This window comes from Roseibium sp. MB-4, assembly GCF_053005265.1.
In genome coordinates this window covers 487,031-504,955 of the sequence record NZ_JBRKQB010000004.1, presented here as the reverse complement: position 1 = coordinate 504,955, position 17,925 = coordinate 487,031, and the positions used below count along the sequence as shown (strand labels likewise).

The following is a 17,925-nucleotide window of genomic DNA, read 5'->3' as shown; positions in this document are numbered from 1 at the left end:
AGAATGTTCGTCTATGAAGCTGCCGCTCTTGGTGCCGCCGCCCTTTGGGCTCTAACCGGCTTGATATCGGCTGGGCCGGCGCAGCACTTGGGTGCGATTGCCTTTAACTGCACCCGCATGGTGCTCGTCGCGCTGATGCTGATTGCCTGGGTGGCGCTCACCACCGGTTGGGGATCAATCAGCTCCGACCATGTTGTCCCTCTGATGCTCTCCGGCGTGATCGGGATCTTCATGGGCGACACGGCGCTTTTCCTGACGCTGAACCGCATGGGCCCGCGCCGCACAGCGATGCTGTTTTCGCTGAATGCGCCGATGTCGGCAATCCTCGGCTGGCTGCTCTTGAACGAAGACCTGACGGTCACACAGATCCTCGGAATTCTCATCACCTTCAGCGGCGTGTTGCTGGCCATCCGCTTCGGCAAACGCAAATCCCAGCTGCACCAGTGGGAAAGCATTCGCGGGCCGCTGTGGGCCGGCGTCTTGCTGGGACTGGCCGCTGCCCTGTCGCAGTCCATCGGCTCGTTGATCGCCCGGCCGGTGATGGAAACCGGCGCCGATCCGGTTGCCGCCTCCAGCCTTCGCGTCGGCATGGCTGCGCTCTGCCTTCTGGCATTGACCCGCCTTCCGGTCTCCTGGGTGAAACCGGCAGGCCGGTTTACCCCGTCCCTCGTTGGCCTGATCGCGCTTTCCGGTTTTCTCGGCATGGGCGTCGGCATGACGCTGATCCTGTTCGCGCTGTCCGGCGGTGAAGTTGGCATCATCGCAACCCTGTCAGCGACAACACCCGCCCTGATGCTGCCGATGCTCTGGTGGCGAACCAAGGAAATTCCGGCCCTTGGCGCCTGGGCCGGTGCCGGTCTGGTCGTTATTGGAAGCGCGTTGCTGTTTGCGAGTTAACGTCGCGAAGGCGCCTACGCTGCCTGCACCACCATCTCAATTTCGATTTGTAAGTCTGGGCTGGCGAGTTTCGCAACGCCAATTCCCGTGAGGCTCGGACGCGCACCGTCAAGAAACACAGTGAGATGCTTCATGGCCTCGGACAGCGTTTCGTTCGTCAGATCAGTAACATAAATCCGCATTTGAACAATGTCATGGGGCGTTGAACCAATCGCCTCCAAGGCCCGTTCCAGGTTTCTAACCACAAGAGCGGTTTGTTCGGAAAATGCCGCAGGGGTTGGTGCTACATCGGCACTCCAGGCAACTTGGCCAGAAACAAAAGCAAGTCGCTTCGGTTCGACAATTGAAATCTGCGAATATCCGATTTTGCCGGCATCAGGCAGGTCGATTGGGTTTAGGCGCTGAAGTGTGTTGGACATTTGGAAACCCTTTGCTTTTGAGATTGGGCTTCTCTTTACGCGATTTCATTAGCGATCTATTTTCGTAATAGTAACGAAATTTTTTCGCCAAATAGCAGGTAGAAATGATTGGATCGCGGGTCAATGACATTCTGATTTTCATGTCGGTTGTCGATAAGAACAGTTTTGTCGGCGGAGGAAAAGCGTTTGGTCTCACCCGCTCAACAGCAGGTAAGGCAATTGCGCGACTTGAAGATCACTATGGAACCCGCCTGCTCAACCGAACAACCCGGGCGATGTCCCTAACACCGGAAGGAGAGGACCTTTATCGGCACGGAATGCAAATACGCGCTGCAATCGAAGAAACAGAAACCACATTGCAACATTCCGCCGGCACACCCCGAGGCACCTTGCGCATCGCTGCCCCTGGAGCGATGGGGCGAAAACTCCTGTTACCGACCGTTCAGCGTTACCTTAGGGATTGGCCTGACATCCAGGTCGAAATCAGTTTCTCAGATCGCGTCGAAAACGTCGTTGCTGATAATTATGACCTGGCCATTCGGATCGGTGTCACCGAACCGGACCAGGGACTGATCATGCGGACACTGTTGATTGATCGAGCAGTGCTTTGCGCCGCACCAAGTTACTTCGTTGATCGCGCTCGACCCCAATCCATCGAACAGCTCGGACCGCTGGATCTCCTATATTTTGGAACACATCCGGAAAGGCAGGGCTGGCATCTGAGTGAAGAAGAGGGCATTTGGACCCGCGTATCCGGCCACTCCCGCCTTCGTGTCGACAATGCCAGCGCGTTGCGAGATGCCGGTCTGGCCGGTTTGGGAATCGCTCTCCTGCCACGGCTGCTTGTCGAAGACGAACTGGCGGATGGTCAACTGGAAACGGTTCTACCAAGCGTGGCCTGCGGGTCCATTCCTATACTCGCACTGTATCCGGAAAGGAAACACCTTGAACCACGTGTCCGAAAGTTTCTCGATCTCTTGTTCAAAGACCTTGACCGGTTCCGTCAGCACCGAGAAAACCCGGGGCTGACGGAACCCACTTCAACTACATCAGATCCGGCATGAACGGCAGATCCGTTTTGCCGATGTCGATCCCGGCCTGCATATAGAGCGTGGACAGCTGGCCCCGGTGATGGGTCTGGTGATTGAACATGTGCGTCAGGCACAGCCAGCGCGGCCGGGTCCGGGTCTGACCGTCACTGCGGCTGGTCCATTCCAAGGTCCCGGCCAGCCACTCTGAAGTCAATCCACCAGCAAACTCTTCAATATCGGCGCAGATCTCGAAATGCGCGGCCTTGAGAGCTTCGTAATCCTCGAAGATATCAACGCCCATGCCGCCGACCTCGTAATCCCGGCCCGTGAAGTGGCGCATCCACGCGCGATCACCAAATAGGAGATGATTGAGCGTGGAATGAACGGATTTGAAGAAAGCCCCGCGGTCCTCCCTGCGATCCGCATCGCTCATCTTGTCCGCGGCCACATAGGCTTTTTCCGTCATCCAGGTGTTGTACTTGGCAAGACGCTGGTAAATCGCAGTTTCAGTTGTCATGGGAAGGCCTTAGAGCAGGTATCAGAATTGGAACCGCTTGATGCCAAAAAACTGCTCAGCCGGCTAGGCCCAATCAAGCAACCCGCACTATTCAGCGGCGACCGTCGGGATTGGCAAGGCTTCCGGGCCGTCTGCGGTTTCAAAACGCTCTGTGACCGGATCCATCACCCGCAGTTCCGCAGACCCGATGTCGAACCAGGCGCCATGCAGCTGCAGCTCTCCCCGCTCAACCGCCTCTTTGACGAATGGGAAGGTCATCAAGTTCTTTAGGGATTGCCGCACGCCAGCATATTCCATGGCCAGCTGCGGGTCTTCGATCTTGTCGACCGGCATACATGCCATTGAGATCGCTGCAGGTTCCAGAAGCTTGATCCAGCGTCCAATGAAGCCCTTCTGTGCATGATCCTGATTGGCGCTTTCGCGGAAGGCCTGGATGCCTCCGCACTTGCAGTGGCCCATGACCACGATGTGCTTCACGTGAAGACCGGTCACGCCATATTCGATGGCCGCGCTTGTGCCGTGCTGGCCTTCGGTTGCTTCGAACGGCGGTACGAGATTGGCAACATTGCGCACAACAAACAACTCGCCCGGGCCTGCGCCGAAAATACCTTCCGGGGTTACACGGCTGTCGCAGCAAGACACCACCATGACTTCCGGCGTTTGCCCGTAGATCGCAAGATGTTCCTGGATTTCCTTATGGCGCACGAAGCCCTTGTTCAGATAACGGCTGTATCCGTTGAGCAATTCGGATGGGAATGCCATCGCCGTGATCTCCTGAGCATTGGCGCACGCAGTGCAGTCCAACAGTTTTACGGGATCACTCAAGCGCGCCCAATCAGGGGAAGTACGTACACGCCCTCAGCAAAAGTGGCTAAATGTCTGGAGTGCTGGGATCTTAGAAGCGCTCGGCGCGCAGGACCTGACAATCGGACACGCAGACGACGCCGATGTGGCGTTCAACCACGCCAAATGCAGCTTCCAAGAGCTCATCCAGGCGTTCCGGACGGATAATGCAAATGATCGAAACCATGCCGCCGGCGCGGGACACCTGTCCCTCGCGGCTCCACCGGCCTGACCGGCCACTGCCCCCAAGCACCGGCAAAATCGTGTAGCCGGTGACCCCTGCTCGGTCGAGCGCGTTGGTCAAACGCGTTTCCATCGGCGCTTCGATCGTGATCTCGACCCGCTTGGCCTGTTTCATTTCCATGGCTTATCCCCCCACTGCCTGCGCGACACTTAAGTACAGCGGTATGCCAAGTGTCAGGTTGAATGGAAAGGTTATTCCAAGCGACATTGTGAGATAAATAGACGGATTGGCCTCGGGCAAGGCAACACGCATGGCCGCAGGCACCGCGATATAGGAAGCAGACGCGCTCAAGGTCATCAAAAGAACTGCCCCACCGGTCGACAGACCGATCAGGCTGGCGGCGATCAATCCGGCCGCCGATCCCAGCATCGGCATCAGGATGCCGAAACTGATCAAGCCCGGACGCAGTTGGTGGGCGCTGGCCCGCAAACCACGCCCCGCGACAAGACCCATGTCGAGGAGGAAAAGGCAGAGCACGCCTTTGAACGGCGAAACAATGAAACTTTCGATTTCCTTGAGGCCGTCTTCGCCGGTTAGGAAACCGATCAGGAACGACCCAACCAACAGCACAATGGAGCCATTGAGTAAGATCTCACGCCACAGGCCCTGCGTGTCCTGTTCACGTTCCTTGGCTTCCGCGCTTGAAGAGAACCGCGCAACGATCCAGAGCGCGGACAAAATGGCCGGCGCTTCCATCACAGCGGCCACAGCCACCAAATAGCCTTCGCTGGCAATGCCCTGGCTCTGCAGAACCGACGTTGCCGCGACAAATGTCACAATCGAGATTGAGCCGTAGTGACCAGCGACAGCAGCCGCATCCACCGTGCTCAACCGTGTCATGCCACGCAAAAGAGCAAACGCCAGGAACGGCAGCGCGAACGACAGTATCAGACCGGCCACCAGCGACAGGATCAAGGTCGCATCAATCCCGTGCGCACTGACACTCACCCCGCCCTTGAAGCCAATCGCAAAGAGCAAATAGATCGACAGGGATTTGGCGGCCGCTTCCGGGATCGTCAGGTCGGAGCGGACGAATGCCGCTCCCAAACCAAGCGCAAAAAACAAGATGATAGGCGACAAAAGGTTTTGCGCCGCCAATCCAAGAATTGTTTCGATCACCTCTGGCCGCCCCTGCTTGATCTGATTTTCGCGAGCCAACCGACACGCTCAAAAATACGTAGGATCACCTACGCCGCGCGGTATGAGACGTTTCCCGGCGGATTTCAAGGAAAAACAGCACTGATTGCACCCGATTGACTAAGCCTTACGCGGCTCAGGTCGCGACATTTACTGCGTGCGGTGGCTCTTCACCGTCCGGGTGATCTTCATAGGCATGCCTGACATTTTGCGGCGGCACTTTGTCGACCGGTCCGGGCAACGGATGAACAGGTCCGTGATCAACGCCAGGCTCCAGAACTTCAAGAGCTGCCGCCTTGTAGGCAGCAATCCCGTCAAGGGTATGATCTACAGTGTGCTGATCGTCAATGAGAACGGCCGGGTCTTCAGTCGAGGAACCGGTATCTTGATCCTGGCGCTCTGCGGTACGCTTTTTGTCGCGGCCATATCCGGTGCTATCACCGTCCCGGTCCGCGGGATACTCTGTCGCATGCGCCACGACCTGGGCCGCGATGGGCCTTTCAATCGTCGTCGCCATTTCGGCCTCCTGGCCTTCACAGATTAACCGCCTTCTGGCGGAATTCCTAGAGTATCACTGCGAACGGTTAACAAGTGTTTACGAAGGGTAAACACATGAGACAGATTTGTTTTTGGTCTCAGGCGGATTTGCTTTGGGAACCCGGCATGTCGACGGCGACGCGGTTGCGACCTGCGGACTTGGCCGAATAAAGTGCATGATCGGCCCGCGCAATGGTGTCCTCCACGTCACGATCAGACACCGTCACTTCGGCAAGCCCGATGCTGACGGTTATATTGAAGGTTCCTTGGTCCGACTGAAACGCCTCTGATGCAATTCGAAGCCGAATCCGCTCTGCCAGCACCCAGGCGCCGTTTGCATCATTCTCCCGGAGGAGCAGGACAAACTCCTCGCCGCCGAAGCGTGCGGCCTTGTCGGTGGTGCGAACTTCTTCTGTGATGATCCGGCCGATCGTGCGGATCACATCATCCCCTATCTGGTGGCCGTAAGTGTCATTGACTGCTTTGAAATGATCGGCATCGATCATCAGGACACTGAAGACGCGCCGATGCCGATCAAAAGTAGACCAGGCATCATCAGCAAAGGGTTGAAAAGCCCGCCGGTTCATAAGACCGCTTAGCGGATCCTGCTCGGCCAAGGTTTTCAGATGGCGTAAGTCCGCACCGAGCTGGCGATTGCGTTCTTCCGAAGTCTGGATCCGTTTCTTGTACTCGCTGTGAACCTCTTCCAGCTGACCGAGAGCCGTTTTCTCCTTGGCTTCCACGACGCCGAGTCGACGCAACAGGGACCTGATCGCAACAGAGAGCTGCAACACCTCACGCGATCCGCTTTGGCGCGGCACTGCGCCCTCGTCTGCAGACCGGCCAATCTGGTCCATGGCTGCAACGAGTTGCAGCAGGGGATTAGACAGGTTTCGTGAGACGAACCACGATATCAGCGCCGCGAACACTGCGATCACCGAACCAATCAGCACAATCATCAGGACCATACGATCCGCCTGGGCCGTGACGACGGCCATTGGCTGACGGACACCGACTTTCCATCCAAGGCCCTCATATTCGGAAAACCCCTGCGTCGGAACCATCACCGTCAGCATGTCGGCCGCATCAGCGTCAAAGGTAAAAACCTCCGCGTCTACGTTATGTTCATCAATGGCCAAGAGTTCTTGTCCGACCAGCACCTCGTCATCCTCCGACAGGACAAAGATCTCGAGTTGCTTCTTTGCCAGAGTGTGGCTCATGAACTTTCGTTGCGCTTCATAGGCCCAGGACCAACTCATATGCGCACCAAGAACACCTGCAATTGTTCCGTACTCGTCCCGAACCGGCATGGCGACATCAACAAATCGGAACGGTTCTTCGTCCTCAGAAGTGCGGAGCAATTTGTCGAGCAGTTTGGCTTTATGAACATCCTCAGCCGTTGGGCCTGTGAGCCCATTGATAAACCAAGGGCGTTCAGCGACCGACTGCCCTTCAAGCATGGTTTGCGTTGCGGCAATCACGGTGCCATCCGGGGCAGCAAATCCGACCCAGGCGTAGACAGGCAGGCTTTGCTGCAATTGATCCAGAACGTCGCGAATTGCATCAGGGTTGCGTTTCCAAACGGGCCGCAACACTTCAAGCTCGGCGATGTTCCGAACCTCCCGGAACCTGTTGAACATGTCCTGATCGAGAGTCTGGGCCATGGATTGCCCAATCAGAACCAAATCCTGACGGGTCTCTTCTATGGCTGCCTGGCGCGCGATGGTGGAGGCAACAATCGCGGCCACCATAATGGACAGGAAGCATAGACCGGCGGTGGCCAGCGAGATCTGCTGCCGCAAACTCATCCGGTCACGAATTGAACTTAGCTTTAAGAACCAGTTCCCGAAAAAACTATCCGCCATCGCACTCTTCCATCAGAAAAAGGACGCGACGATTGTTCACGGATAGAGTTAAATCTTATTGAAACCAGGAAATAACTCGGCCGAGAGACTGTAGTTTAGAAATTTGACTGGTTAACAGGCAAATAAATTACAGCAGATACTGGAAAACAGGACACACACAACTGGAAGGACACGGGCTCGGTCTTAGGACGCACTGACCTGTGGCGCCAAAACCAAAACAATTGCCCCGGCAAGCAAGGCGCCGGGGCAAGATTTAGAGATCAAGCAGCCTTTTCAGCGGCACCACCAACGATCTTAACGACATCGGCCATAATATCGGTCAGCTGAAAGTCCTTGGGCGTATAAACCGCAGCAATTCCCATCGCTTTCAGTTGCGCCGCATCTTCATCCGGGATGATGCCACCGACAACAACAGGAATGTCATCCGCACCCGAGCTTCTCAGGAGATCCATTACATCGCGCACCAGAGCCAGGTGAGATCCTGAAAGAATGGAGAGGCCAATGACGTGAACGTCTTCTTCCACCGCCGCATTGACGATTTGGGCAGGGGTCAGGCGAATGCCCTCGTAAACGACCTCCATGCCGCAATCGCGTGCCCGCACGGCAATCTGTTCCGCGCCGTTGGAATGCCCGTCCAGCCCGGGTTTGCCGACGAGGAACTTGAGACGCCGGCCGAGTTTTTCTGACGCAGCTTCCACATCCGCGCGCACGGCGGCCAGATCACCAGCGTCGTCGCTGACGGATTGACCAACCCCCGTTGGAGCCCGGTACTCACCGAAGACTTCACGTAAGGTGCGGCCCCATTCCCCGGTCGTCACACCGGCTTTTGCCGCAGCAATGGACGGTTCCATGATGTTCCGCCCTTCCTGGGCTGCCGCACGCAGTTCGGAAATGGCCGCATCAACAGCCGCCTGATCCCGCGCCTCACGCCAAGCCTTGACCTTCTCGATGGCCTCGCCCTCGACATGCTCGGGCACTGTCAGAATGCCGCCGTCTTCGCCGGCTGCCAGCGGGGATGGCTCGGTCTCGGTCCACTTGTTAACGCCGACCACGACCTGATCACCGCTTTCGATCCCGGCAAGGCGCGCCGAGTTGGCTTCCACCAGCTTGCGCTTCATGTAGCTGGACTCAACGGCCGCAACCGCCCCGCCCATCGCATCAATGCGCGCAAGTTCCTCGCGGGCTTCGGCTTTCAGCTCCTCCACCTTGCGGGTAATTTCCGCAGACCCGTCGAAGATATCTGCATACTCCAGAAGATCGGTCTCGTAGGCGAGGATCTGCTGCATTCTGAGCGACCATTGCTGGTCGAACGGACGCGGCAGGCCCAGCGCCTCGTTCCAAGCCGGAAGCTGGACAGCGCGAGCCCTGGCGTTCTTGGACAGAACCACGGCCAGCATCTCAACAAGAATGCGATAGACATTGTTTTCCGGCTGCGGCTCCGTCAGGCCAAGGGAGTTTACCTGAACGCCATAGCGGAAGCGGCGGTAGCGCTCGTCTTCCACGCCGTAGCGCTCGCGGCAAATCTCGTCCCAAAGCTCTGTGAAAGCGCGCATCTTGCACATTTCAGTGACGAAACGCATGCCTGCATTAACGAAGAAGGAGATCCGGCCAACCGCCTTCGGGAAATCTTCCTCCGGAATCGCTCCGCTTGCCTTCATGCTGTCGAGAATCGCAACAGCCGTCGCCAGCGCGAAGGACAATTCCTGGACCGGCGTCGCGCCTGCTTCCTGCAAATGGTAGGAGCAGACATTCATCGGGTTCCACTTCGGCATGTTGGAATAGGTCCACGAAATGACATCCGTCGTCAGACTGAGCGAAGGTGCCGGCGGGAACACATAAGTGCCGCGGGAAAGGTATTCCTTGATGATGTCGTTCTGTGTTGTGCCGGAGAGCAGCTTACGGTCTGCGCCCTGTTCATCAGCTGCTGCTATATAAAGAGACAAAAGCCACGGCGCGGTCGCGTTGATCGTCATCGACGTATTCATGCGCTCCAGCGGGATCTCATGGAAGAGTGTCCGCATATCGCCGAGATGGGCCACCGGCACACCAACCTTTCCCACTTCACCGCGCGCCAAAAGATCATCCGGATCATAACCGGTTTGTGTGGGCAAATCGAAAGCCACGGACAGTCCGGTCTGCCCCTTGGCCAAATTCCCTCGGTACAACTTGTTGGATTCGGCGGCTGTGGAATGCCCCGCATAGGTGCGGAAGATCCAAGGACGGTCCCGCTCTACCTTGCCATCGCCTGCTGCGCTCATGCCGCTTCTCCTCCTAAGGCCTTATTTTGCCAGTCTTCTTTTCCCTGTAGCACCTGATTTACCGGTCTATCTCCCAAGACCAACAGTGTGCCGGAGTTTGCGCGCGCGCGAAACCCTTCTCTTGCAATGCAAAATACGACTGGCCAAAAAACGCAAGTTAAGCAATAGTCGTATAGATACGCATCTATTTTTGAACAATAGTTGCGCAAATTGGGGTTTTGCCCCGATAGAGCCTTTTGCACATGCGAAAGAAAATCGCGCCAAAGACAGCCCTGGGAGGGGAGAGTGACAGCAACAGCGCAAGCCAATGACAACCAAACGCGGGGAGACGCTCCGTTGAAAGATCTCTACGAAATCGGTGAAATCCCGCCGCTCGGTCACGTTCCTAAAAACATGTATGCGTGGGCGATCCGCCGGGAACGTCACGGCGCTCCGGAAGACGCGATGAAGCTTGAGGTCGTGCCGACCTGGGAACTGGATAGCCATGAGGTTTTGGTTCTCGTGATGGCCGCCGGTGTCAACTACAACGGCATTTGGGCCGGCCTTGGCGAGCCGATTAGCCCGTTCGACGGCCACGGCGCGCCGTTCCACATCGCCGGGTCAGATGCATCCGGGATCGTTTGGGCCGTTGGTGACAAGGTCAAGCGCTGGAAAGTCGGCGATGAGGTCGTCATCCACTGTAATCAGGACGACGGCGACGACGAAGATTGCAACGGCGGCGACCCGATGTACTCCAATTCCCAGCGCATTTGGGGCTACGAGACCCCGGATGGGTCCTTCTCCCAGTTCACACGGGTTCAGGCGCAGCAGCTGATGCCGCGTCCGAAGCACCAGACTTGGGAAGAGAGCGCCTGTTACACGCTGACCCTCGCAACCGCCTACCGGATGCTCTTCGGTCACCACCCGCATGAGCTGAAGCCGGGCCAGAACGTTCTGGTTTGGGGCGCATCCGGCGGTCTTGGATCCTATGCGATCCAGCTGATCACGGCAGCGGGCGCCAACGCCATTGGTGTCATTTCAGACGAAGACAAGCGTGACTTCGTCATGGATTTGGGTGCAAAGGGCGTCCTGAACCGCAAGGACTTCAATTGCTGGGGCCAGCTGCCGAAGGTCGGCTCACCGGAATATGCCGACTGGTTCAAGGAAGTGCGGAAGTTCGGCAAGGCGATCTGGGACATCACTGGTAAAGGCAACAACGTCGATATCGTCTTTGAGCACCCGGGCGAAGCAACATTCCCTGTCTCAACGTTCGTCTGTAAAAAGGGCGGCATGGTCGTGATCTGTGCCGGCACGTCGGGCTTCAACTGCACCTTTGACGTCCGCTACATGTGGATGCACCAAAAGCGCCTGCAAGGCTCGCACTTTGCGCATCTGAAGCAGGCATCGGCCGCCAACAAGCTCATGATTGAACGCCGGATCGATCCGTACATGTCTGAAGTGTTCCCGTGGGATCAGATCCCGCAAGCGCACACCAAGATGTGGAAGAACGAACACGCACCAGGCAACATGTCCGTTCTTGTTTGTGCGCCGACGACGGGTCTGCGGACCTTGGAAGACGTGATTGAAGCGGGAAAACGCTAGATCAACCATTCTCCCCGAAGGCTTAGAGCCTAATGCAGCCTGCCAGCCCGATGTTCGGGCTGGCTTTTTTGTTGGCTGGCACCGTCAGACTTTCGCCATCTGTGGGCAGCCCTCTCTGCATTGATCACATGGCTTGTCGAACCAGTCCCAATTCTGCTGCTATTCGCCGACACTGTTCCTGCATCGAATCACGATGCATTCCAGATACAGGCGCTTATTGAACATGCGTGCGACAGCCAGGCGATCCCTCTCCAGACTCATGTTGATCCCTATCGGGCTTGCGGCCTTGGGGCTGTCCGCCTGCATGGGCGATCGCCTGCAGACGCCGCCGTTTTATCAGGATCTGGCAAAAACAGACGGACAGGTTGATCCGGCAACGGCCGCCCAGATGATCTCGCAATACCGCATCAACAACGGTTTACCGGCCGTCACGCCCGACCCGCGACTGACCTCCATTGCGCAGACCCAAGCCAACGCCATGGCGTCCGCCGGAACGGTTCAGGCATCGCTTGCGTCCAATCTGCAATTGGAAACCCGCATGGCCGCGATCGGGGAGCCCAAAACCGCGGCATCTGAAAATGTGAGTGCCGGTTATCGCACCTTTGCGGAAGCCTTTTCCGGATGGCGGGAATCTCCGAAACACAACGAGGTGCTTCTCGCAAATTCCGCCACCCGCCTCGGCATCGCGACAACCTATTCCGCCAATGCCAAGCACAAGGTCTTCTGGTCACTTGTCCTGGCTGCTCCGGCGCCGACTCAATAAACCTGATCAGGAACGCCTGGGACCACGCGGCGGTTGCATCGGCTGGTGTGGACGGGGCGGTCTGACCTGGGCCCGCGGCGGGCGATCCGGCAGAATGGGTGCAACAGCACGCGGCGGTCTCGGCTGATAATAAGGACCACGCGGGCCGCGGGGTGGCGGCGCATAAGCGCGCGGGCGCACCGGCCGATTGTAGATGGTCACGTTCCGGTTAATAATCGGCACGCCGATGTAGACGCCCGCACTCGGGATAGGCTGGCGGTAGTAACTGCCACGCGTTCCGTAGACCAGATAGCTTCCCGAAACCCATCCGGACATGTTCCCGTAGCTCGCATCACACCAGCCATATCCAGCAGTACATCCCGAAATTTGGACTGCCGCGCCTTGCGGCAGGGTTGTTATGACAGGATAACTGGTTCCGGGCCCAGCCCGCATATTCAGCCCACTTGTGGTGTAGGCGACTGATGCATTTGCTTGGGACATGGCTGGCTGCGTTAGAAACCCTGCGGCCATCATCACCAATGCTGCTTGCTTCAACATGATCTTCTCTCCAAAAAACTGCCCATGACACCGCAATGATGTGGAGATTTAAGATGGCCCAATTGCAACAGAGCCATTCATCTACGGTTCATGTCGCAAATCCAGCGCAGTTTTCTGAAGGGCCCACAAGTACTTAATGAAATTATTAAATATAATACAGACAGAAATGAAACGATATCTTCCAATATACGTTTCAAACTACTCAAAAGAACGGCTTGGTGCGGGAGGATGGCAGCCATTGCCAAACGAAAGCGCCCGCCAAAATACGGGCGCTCCTTGCTTTGCCGGATCGATCGTCGGGTCAGTAACGGCGGTAGCCGGGCAGGGGCTGAACCCTCACCGGACCACGCCCATAGACCGGGTAGTTCCGTTGATAGCGCGGCACACCCACATAGATCCCGGACCGCGGAATCGGCTGGCCATAATACCGGCCCTGAACGCCATAGCTGAGATATTTCCCCGAGACCCAACCTTTAACCGAAGTGAAGGCCGCATCACACCACTGAAAGTCGGCGGTACAGCCGAACACGGTGACACCAGCGCCTTGCGGCAAGGTGGTTAGCACCGGATAGTTGGTTCCAGGCCCAGCGCGCATGTTCAAATTAGCCGTGGTGTAGGCGATTGCCGGGCCGCCGGACTGGGCGAGAGCCGGTGTCATTGTCAGGACCGCAGCGGCCAGAGCCATCGCAAAGCGGTTCAACATTCTCAAAACTCCTGTTTATCTGCCCAGACATCAACCATGTGAGCCGATAACGTGGCGAAAGTATAGCACCCTCAAGCGTTTCCGCCTTCAGACGGTATCATGTTCGCCCTTGATTTCGGTCAGAAGACCAGACTTCATAGAGCCTTATCTTCAAGGGGGCTCAAAACGTGATCGATTTTTATCTAAAGGCCTGCGCACGCCGGGCATTTCAGGGCGCATGTATAGCGGCGGTTTTGACGGCGGCCACGCTGCCGTCCAGTGCCTTCGATTCGCATGCGGGCTATTATTATCCAGCTCCTCAGACCAGTGAGCCCTACATTTCAAACGTCGAAACAGCCCTTGATGCAAACAAGCGCTCAAGAGCAGCCTTTGTGATCGGCCTTGCCGCTCAGCAGTCGAAACAAGCTTATGCCCCGGGCTACCACCTGTTTGCCAAGGGCGCGGAGTTGGAAAAACTGATCATCGTCGCCAAAGGCGACGGTCAGTACGACACGCTCTACCGGATGCGCGCCCTTTTGGCGTCGCTGACCTCCATGGCCAGGGGCACAGAGCTCTTCGCCCGGACCGATCAGCCGCAGGAATTGAACTTCCTCGATTTCTGCAAACTGATTGGCTTCAAGCAAGTCACCGTCAGCAACGGCAAGGATGTCACCCACCAGATCAAGGTGAACTGATCCAGCCAACACGGATGAGACTAGCGCTTCAGCTCGCCGTTCAGCCAATCCCGGAATTGCGACTTCGTGCCGAAAAAGGCATTGCGGTCGACATCACCCTTGATGCCCGGGATCCTGCCTTCTGCGGTGTATTGCCAGAACACCCAGTCGTCCCGCTGTTCGTAGATGTTGTTCGGATAAGTCGCCACTGAGCGCAGCCAGAAGTGTTCGTCCGGGAACGCCCCCACAAGGCGATCCCGGTGAAAGTCCACGGATGAATAGATTACCGGCCGCTTGCCATAGTGGCGCTCCATCTCGTCCAGAAAGAGCTTCATGTCCGGAAGGATCCGCTCCCGAGGCGGACGCGTCGTACAGGTCTTGGAGTGCGCGTTCCACTCCATATCCAGAACCAGCGGCAAAGCCTGCGGATCGACCGGAACAACTTCCTTGACCCACGAGATCTGTTCCTCGACCGGACGGCAGAAGTAATAGAAGTGATAAGCCCCGCGCCGCACACCGGCTTTCCGGGCCCCAATCCAGTTGTCGACAAACCGGGGATCGGCGTGGTCCCCACCTTCGGTAGCCTTGATCCAGGCAAAGGCAACGCCGGACTGGCGAACCCGGTCCCAATCAATATCCCCCTGCCATCTTGAGATATCGATCCCGTGAACCGCAAAGTCCTCCGGTGTCGGATCTGGAAAATCATAGGCAGAACACGCGCTCAAAAACGCGAAACCGACCAAAGAACAAACCGTTTTGATCATTGCGAGCACAGCAACCTCGGCAGGGTTAAGAAAAGGTTTTTTCAACCGCTAAAATGCTATGGACTTCCTAACGGAACGTGGACGAAACTCGAATTTCCAAGCAAAATTACGTAGGCATCTTCACGATCATCTGACTACGGCTGAAATGCGGCGGATCAAAGTCGGCAACAGAGCCATCAAACTGCATCCCCATGCAAGGTTCCCTCGGCTCTTTCAGACATAGGGGCCCATATCCTTTGTCAGGAGAGATGATGGTATCGGGTTGACCAGGTGGAGACTATTGTTGACGATCCCGCCGCTGCGCGATACGCGGCTTCATCCAAACTCTCATTCACGGCTGATCAGCCCAAGGATCCTCATGACAAACCGGCTTAAACTCGTCACCTGGAACATCAATTCCGTGCGTCTGCGCATGCCGATTGTCGAACAATTGATCGAGGAAGTCGCACCGGACGTCATTTGCCTACAGGAAACCAAATGCCCGGACGCAAATTTTCCGGAAAAAGCCTTCCGGGCGGCCGGCTATGAGCACATGGCCATCAATGGCCAGAAGGGCTATCACGGGGTCGCAACGATTTCCAAGCTGCCGCTCAGCAATGTCGAGAAGCGGGATTTCTGCAATGTTGGCGATAGTCGGCATGTGGCAGTCGATGTGCCGTTCAACGGGTCAGCCTTGAGGGTTCACAATTTCTATGTGCCGGCGGGCGGCGATGAGCCCGACCGGACAAAAAACGACAAGTTCGGCCACAAGCTCGACTTTTTTGGCGAAATGCAAGACTGGCTGCAAGGCGCAGAAACAGCCAAACCCGCCGTTCTGGTCGGTGACTTGAACGTCGCCCCTTATGAACACGATGTCTGGTCTCACAAGAAACTGTTGAAGGTCGTCTCACACACACCAATCGAGACGGAGCTTTTCGAAAACGTGCGGGAAACCGGCGGCTGGCTGGACGCCATGCGCCAGTTCACACCGATGGAGGAAAAGCTCTACACATGGTGGAGCTACCGGGCAAAAGACTGGTCGGCAGCCGACAAGGGCCGCCGTCTGGACCATGTCTGGGTGTCCGAACCGGCATCAAGCCACATCAAGAGCACGGAAGTGCTGCGTGATGCCCGCGGCTGGGAAAAACCATCCGACCACGCGCCTGTTGTTGCCGTGTTTGAGACTTAATCCCGATAAGAAATCTCCGTCCGGTTTTCCGGACGGGCGGCCCATTCAAAATAGGCCTTGTGCAGCGCTGTGGTAATCAGACCCGGCGCGTCATTTGAAAAGATCCGGTCATCCACCCGCGTGACCGGAGCGACGCCGCCACCGGATGTCGTGATGAAAACTTCGTCGCTCTCGAAGAGCTCGCTGAGCGGCAAAGCCCGGATCTCGATCTCAAGCCCCTGTTCTGCCGCGATATCCAGCACCGTCTGACGGCTGATGCCTTCCAAAACACCGCTTTCGGCCGTCACCAGCGTTCGACCTTTCACGGCAAACACATTGAAGCCCGGTCCTTCGGTCACATTGCCATTATCATCCAGCAAGATGACAGTCTCCGCGCCGTGGTCCTTGGCTTCAAACAGCCCCCTGGTGAAATCCCCCCAGTGGTAGTTTTTGACCTTCGGATTGACGCTGCCGGGCGAAATCCGGTGCACGGTCTTGGCAACATGAACATGGGCGCCTCTTTCCGCGATCTCCGGCCGGATGACGTGAATATATGGCACGCACCAGGCAAAGAAGTGGTTCTTGCAGTCCCTCGGGTCTCGCGAACCCGGCACCTGGTTCACGCCCCGGGAGGTGACAATGGCCACATAGGCCTTTTGCAATCCCGTCGCCGCCACGAGTGATTGAAGGGCGTCTTCTATCGCATCATCGCTCAACCCGGGGTCCAACCGCAGTTCGTCCATCGAGCGGCGGAAACGGGCCAGATAATGGGGCAAGCGAAAGAATGCACCGTCCAGTACCGGGACCACATCATAAGTGATGTCTGAATGGATCAGCCCCCAATCTGTGACAGGCAATGCGGCCTCGGAAATCGGCATGAGCCTGCCACACATCCACGCGGCACCGTTGGAGAGATCTGCGACGGTAACGCGAACATCGACGATGGAGGACATGGATGGCAGCTTTCTGAGTAATGGACGGTAATTCCGCCAGACTACGGCACGAGAATAACCTTGCCAAACACCTTCCGTGCCGCAATTTCATCCAGCGCCGTTCCTATCTTCTCAAATGGATAAACAGCGTGAATGTGCGGCTTGAGCTTGCCCTCACTCACCCAGGCCAGCAGCTGGCGCATATTGGCTTTGTGGCCGTCCGGATCTTTCTTGATCGCCGCGCCCCAGAATACACCCCGGATGTCGCAGCCTTTCAAAAGGGTGAGGTTAAGCGGGATTTTCGGAATATCCCCCGAGGCAAAACCGATCACCAGGAAGCGCCCTTCCCAAGCGGTCGCCCGAAGCGCTTGTTCGGCGAGATCTCCACCAACCGGATCATAGACGACATCGACACCGGCGCCGCCAGTGAGCTCCTTCAAGGTGTCCTTGAGCGAGGCATTGGAGTAATCGACCAACTCATCAGCCCCAAGAGATTTTGCAAAGGCGAGTTTTTCTTCCGACGAGGCACAGGCGATCACCTTGGCGCCCATGATCGATGCGATCTCGACGGCGGCCTGACCAACACCACCGGATGCCCCGAGAACCGCGACAGTTTCCCCTGCCTTGAGGTCGGCCCGGTCGCGGAACGCATGGAGGGTCGTGCCATAAGTGACTGTGAGACCGGCAGCGGTCTCGAACGAAATGTCGTCAGGCATTTTGACCAGAGAATCCGGCATGATGACCACTTTTTCCCGCGCCGCTCCAAAAACCATGTAGCCCATTACCCGGTCACCGACGGCAAATTCCGTGACACCATCGCCGACCTGTTCGACAATCCCGGCGAATTCCGCGCTCGGAGAAAACGGCGGCTCGGCCTTGAACTGGTATTTGCCCTGAATGATCAGGGTGTCGAAGAAGTTGAGCGCACAGGCCTTTACGGCAACGACGACTTCGCCAGTTGCGGCCACCGGATCTGCGAGTTCCTCGATGACGAGATTTGATGGCGGGCCGTAGGACGGGCAAATACAAGCTTTCACGGGTCACTCTCTCAATCAGGAACTCTGATACGTTGTCTATGCTTAGCAAGCCATGAAAGA

The 17,925-nt window shown here is 57.0% G+C and carries 19 protein-coding genes; 6 read left to right on the top strand and 13 right to left on the bottom strand.

Annotated elements, in window-relative coordinates; all coding sequences use genetic code 11:
* The first annotated feature begins 3 nt into the window (after positions 1–3).
* A complete protein-coding gene (locus ACVDG4_RS21980; protein WP_447236673.1) occupies positions 4–897 on the top strand; it encodes a DMT family transporter in 894 nt (297 codons plus the stop codon).
* 14 nt (positions 898–911) lie between these two features.
* Here ACVDG4_RS21980 and ACVDG4_RS21975 read toward each other — a convergent pair whose 3' ends face one another.
* Entirely contained in the window at positions 912–1,316 is a 405-nt protein-coding gene (locus ACVDG4_RS21975) for a RidA family protein (protein ID WP_447236672.1), read from the bottom strand.
* A 104-nt stretch (positions 1,317–1,420) separates the two neighbouring features.
* Here ACVDG4_RS21975 and ACVDG4_RS21970 point away from each other — a divergent pair, with 104 nt between their 5' ends.
* Positions 1,421–2,380 (top strand): LysR family transcriptional regulator, encoded by a 960-nt coding sequence (locus tag ACVDG4_RS21970; RefSeq protein WP_447236671.1) that lies wholly within the window; start codon positions 1,421–1,423, stop codon positions 2,378–2,380.
* Here the strand turns inward: ACVDG4_RS21970 and ACVDG4_RS21965 are convergent.
* The 7 genes from ACVDG4_RS21965 to ACVDG4_RS21935 form a co-directional block, all read right to left on the bottom strand.
* A complete protein-coding gene (locus ACVDG4_RS21965; RefSeq protein WP_447236670.1) occupies positions 2,361–2,864 on the bottom strand; it encodes a DinB family protein in 504 nt (167 codons plus the stop codon). The genes ACVDG4_RS21970 and ACVDG4_RS21965 overlap by 20 nt on opposite strands.
* 87 nt (positions 2,865–2,951) lie before the next feature.
* Complete coding sequence (locus ACVDG4_RS21960) at positions 2,952–3,626, bottom strand: carbonic anhydrase (protein ID WP_306149669.1); 675 nt, start codon at positions 3,624–3,626, stop codon at positions 2,952–2,954.
* 133 nt (positions 3,627–3,759) lie between these two features.
* Complete coding sequence (locus ACVDG4_RS21955) at positions 3,760–4,071, bottom strand: P-II family nitrogen regulator (RefSeq protein ID WP_055673291.1); 312 nt, start codon at positions 4,069–4,071, stop codon at positions 3,760–3,762.
* A gap of 3 nt (positions 4,072–4,074) precedes the next feature.
* Positions 4,075–5,109 carry a sodium-dependent bicarbonate transport family permease gene (locus ACVDG4_RS21950; RefSeq protein ID WP_447236669.1) on the bottom strand — a complete coding sequence of 345 codons (1,035 nt, stop codon included), beginning with the start codon at positions 5,107–5,109 and terminating at the stop codon, positions 4,075–4,077.
* A 115-nt stretch (positions 5,110–5,224) separates the two neighbouring features.
* A complete protein-coding gene (locus ACVDG4_RS21945; protein ID WP_447236668.1) occupies positions 5,225–5,605 on the bottom strand; it encodes a hypothetical protein in 381 nt (126 codons plus the stop codon).
* A 118-nt stretch (positions 5,606–5,723) separates the two neighbouring features.
* Positions 5,724–7,490: a sensor domain-containing diguanylate cyclase gene (locus ACVDG4_RS21940; protein WP_447236667.1), complete on the bottom strand. Its 1,767-nt coding sequence runs from the start codon at positions 7,488–7,490 to the stop codon at positions 5,724–5,726.
* Between the two features lie 260 nt (positions 7,491–7,750).
* The gene (locus ACVDG4_RS21935) at positions 7,751–9,748 is read right to left on the bottom strand and encodes a methylmalonyl-CoA mutase family protein (RefSeq protein WP_447236666.1); all 1,998 of its coding nucleotides are present in this window, start codon (positions 9,746–9,748) and stop codon (positions 7,751–7,753) included.
* Between the two features lie 285 nt (positions 9,749–10,033).
* Between ACVDG4_RS21935 and ccrA the strand changes: the two genes are divergently transcribed.
* Complete coding sequence (gene ccrA, locus ACVDG4_RS21930) at positions 10,034–11,329, top strand: crotonyl-CoA carboxylase/reductase (RefSeq protein ID WP_133952301.1); 1,296 nt, start codon at positions 10,034–10,036, stop codon at positions 11,327–11,329.
* 304 nt (positions 11,330–11,633) lie between these two features.
* Positions 11,634–12,092 (top strand): CAP domain-containing protein, encoded by a 459-nt coding sequence (locus ACVDG4_RS21925; protein WP_447236750.1) that lies wholly within the window; start codon positions 11,634–11,636, stop codon positions 12,090–12,092.
* Positions 12,093–12,098: 6 nt separating this feature from the next.
* On the opposite strand, the gene ACVDG4_RS21920 is transcribed toward ACVDG4_RS21925, so the two are convergent.
* Both ACVDG4_RS21920 and ACVDG4_RS21915 read right to left on the bottom strand, forming a co-directional pair.
* Complete coding sequence (locus tag ACVDG4_RS21920) at positions 12,099–12,629, bottom strand: SH3 domain-containing protein (protein WP_447236665.1); 531 nt, start codon at positions 12,627–12,629, stop codon at positions 12,099–12,101.
* A gap of 301 nt (positions 12,630–12,930) precedes the next feature.
* On the bottom strand, positions 12,931–13,332 hold the full coding sequence (locus tag ACVDG4_RS21915) for an SH3 domain-containing protein (protein WP_447236664.1): 402 nt from the start codon (positions 13,330–13,332) through the stop codon (positions 12,931–12,933).
* 167 nt (positions 13,333–13,499) lie between these two features.
* On the opposite strand from ACVDG4_RS21915, the gene ACVDG4_RS21910 reads away from it, so the two are divergent.
* Positions 13,500–14,006 carry a hypothetical protein gene (locus tag ACVDG4_RS21910; protein ID WP_447236663.1) on the top strand — a complete coding sequence of 169 codons (507 nt, stop codon included), beginning with the start codon at positions 13,500–13,502 and terminating at the stop codon, positions 14,004–14,006.
* A gap of 20 nt (positions 14,007–14,026) precedes the next feature.
* Here the strand turns inward: ACVDG4_RS21910 and ACVDG4_RS21905 are convergent, their stop codons facing one another.
* Complete coding sequence (locus tag ACVDG4_RS21905) at positions 14,027–14,749, bottom strand: glycoside hydrolase family 25 protein (RefSeq protein ID WP_209180027.1); 723 nt, start codon at positions 14,747–14,749, stop codon at positions 14,027–14,029.
* A 358-nt stretch (positions 14,750–15,107) separates the two neighbouring features.
* Between ACVDG4_RS21905 and xth the strand changes: the two genes are divergently transcribed.
* Positions 15,108–15,917, top strand: a complete 810-nt coding sequence (gene xth, locus ACVDG4_RS21900; protein WP_447236749.1) for an exodeoxyribonuclease III — start codon at positions 15,108–15,110, stop codon at positions 15,915–15,917.
* On the opposite strand, the gene ACVDG4_RS21895 is transcribed toward xth, so the two are convergent.
* Entirely contained in the window at positions 15,914–16,849 is a 936-nt protein-coding gene (locus ACVDG4_RS21895) for an aminotransferase class IV (protein WP_447236662.1), read from the bottom strand. The two genes, xth and ACVDG4_RS21895, sit on opposite strands and share 4 nt — an antisense overlap.
* Before the next feature lie 41 nt (positions 16,850–16,890).
* Positions 16,891–17,865: an NADPH:quinone oxidoreductase family protein gene (locus ACVDG4_RS21890; RefSeq protein WP_447236661.1), complete on the bottom strand. Its 975-nt coding sequence runs from the start codon at positions 17,863–17,865 to the stop codon at positions 16,891–16,893.
* Between the last annotated feature and the right edge of the window lie 60 nt (positions 17,866–17,925).